The organism is bacterium (assembly GCA_037131655.1).
Classification (GTDB): Bacteria; Armatimonadota; Fimbriimonadia; order Fimbriimonadales; family JBAXQP01; genus JBAXQP01.
Genome location: JBAXQP010000419.1, coordinates 1 through 1,920, shown reverse-complemented (window position 1 = coordinate 1,920; position 1,920 = coordinate 1). Strand labels below are relative to the sequence as shown.

The 1,920-nt window shown below is 48.1% G+C and carries 3 protein-coding genes; all 3 read left to right on the top strand.

Annotated elements, in window-relative coordinates; translation table 11 throughout:
- On the top strand, positions 1-207 hold a 207-nt coding region (locus WCO51_13180), incomplete at its 5' end, for a hypothetical protein (protein MEI6514206.1).
- Positions 208-300: 93 nt separating this feature from the next.
- Complete coding sequence (locus tag WCO51_13175; GenBank protein ID MEI6514205.1) at positions 301-810, top strand: MerR family transcriptional regulator; 510 nt, start codon at positions 301-303, stop codon at positions 808-810.
- Positions 811-877: 67 nt separating this feature from the next.
- The coding region (locus WCO51_13170) for a glycine dehydrogenase (aminomethyl-transferring) (GenBank protein ID MEI6514204.1) at positions 878-1,920 on the top strand (1,043 nt) is incomplete at its 3' end.

Genomic DNA, 1,920 nt, shown 5'->3' with positions numbered 1-1,920 from the left:
TTGGCACCATTGATTGCTTCCTTTGGAGGCGAACGGGGGTTACGACAAACTGCTTCCGCTATGGCTCTTTCTTCTCTGCTCGGCCTCGTTCTTGTGGTGATCAGCCCAACAGATTGGGGCGCAACTAAGTTCGCCCTCTGCGTCGTGATTGCCTTCTTTATGGTTAGCTACCTCTTTGCCCTCCGTGGCAGGCGTAGAAACCGTTAACCTCTACTTGAGGTTGAAAGACGTGTCGGTCATTGATTGGGAGGATGTCTCCTTCTACTCTTATCCCATTCCCCGGTAGAAAAGAGTTCCACCATGGACGACCTGAACGCAGAGATCGGATATCGCGGCGCAACAGCTTGTGCTGCAGCCGGTATTTCTTATCGTCAATTAGATTACTGGGCAAGAACGGGTTTGGTAGAACCTAGCGTTCGCATAGCTACGGGATCTGGTTCGTCGAGACTTTATGGTTTTCGCGACATTTTGGTTTTAAAAATTGTTAAGCGCCTTCTCGATGCAGGCGTATCGCTTCAAAATATTCGTACAGCTGTCAACCATTTGCGCGAACGGGGAGTTCGCGAGCTAGAAGCGATCACTCTTATGAGTGACGGTGCTTCAATTTATGAATGCATAAGTCCTGACCAAATAATTGACTTGCTGGCTGGGGGCCAAGGAGTCTTCGGTATTGCAGTCGGTAAAGTCTGGAGTGAAGTTGAAGGCTCACTGGCAACGTTACAAGGCGAGATCAATGGCAAAGCTGTTGTCAGTGATGCCAGCCTCGACAGTGATGAACTCGCAGAACGTAGAAAGCGCAAAGGCGCTTAATTCACATTATCCTTCTCCTGCACTCGCACTTCTAGGCGAGAGGCTTTTGACAGGATGAGGAATTGCTATGAGTCGTTCGTTCGAAGATCGTCATATAGGACCAACCTCTGTAGATGAAGCAACAATGCTGCAAGCGCTGGGATATCCAAATCTGGAATTATTCATTAAAGATGTAGTGCCTGCCAACATTTCGGTCACAGGTGTCATTGAAAGTTCGATTGGAAGCGGAAAGAGCGAAGTCGAAGTAATCGCGGAATTGCGATCAATCGCTTCTGAAAATAAAGTCTTCTCTTCATTAATCGGTACTGGTTACTACGGAACGATCGTTCCACCGGTTATCAAAAGAAATGTTCTGGAAAATCCATCGTGGTATACCGCCTACACACCATATCAACCTGAAATTTCACAAGGTCGACTTGAGGCCCTTTTTGCTTTTCAAACTATGGTGTGCGAATTAACGGCTCTTGATATTTCAAATGCTTCAATGCTGGATGAAAGTACAGCTGCTGCCGAAGCCATGACACTTGCTCGCCGTGCTTCCACATTAAGCGATGACGCGGTCTTTTTGATTGAAGAACATGTTCACCCACAAACCAAGGCAGTAGTCCTTACACGCGCAAAACCACTGGGAATCTCAGTGGTAGAGGTGGATTCAGGTCATGTTGTACGAGATGGATATGCGGGTGAATTTTTTGGGGCGCTTCTCCAGTACCCGGATACAACGGGAACTGTTATCGATTACTCCAGCTTTGCGAAATACGCGCACTCCCGTGATGCGCTCGTTATCGCGGCAACTGATCTTTTAGCGTTAACCATCTTGAAAGCTCCGGGGGAGTGGGGCGCCGATATCGCAGTTGGGACTGCCCAACGTTTTGGTGTGCCAATGGGATTTGGCGGACCACATGCCGGATTCTTAGCGGTCCGAAATGGGCTTGAACGTTCGATGCCGGGACGACTTGTAGGGCAAAGTATTGATGCAACAGGCAAGCCTGCATTTCGTTTGGCGTTGCAAACTCGTGAACAACATATTCGTCGAGATAAGGCAACATCAAATATTTGTACCGCTCAAGTTTTATTAGCGAACATGAGCGCTTTCTATGCAATGTGGCA

Coding starts and splice junctions, on each gene's coding strand:
- WCO51_13175 (MEI6514205.1), top strand. CDS start 301: ATGGACGACCTGAACGCAGAGATCGGATATCGCGGCGCAACAGCTTGT.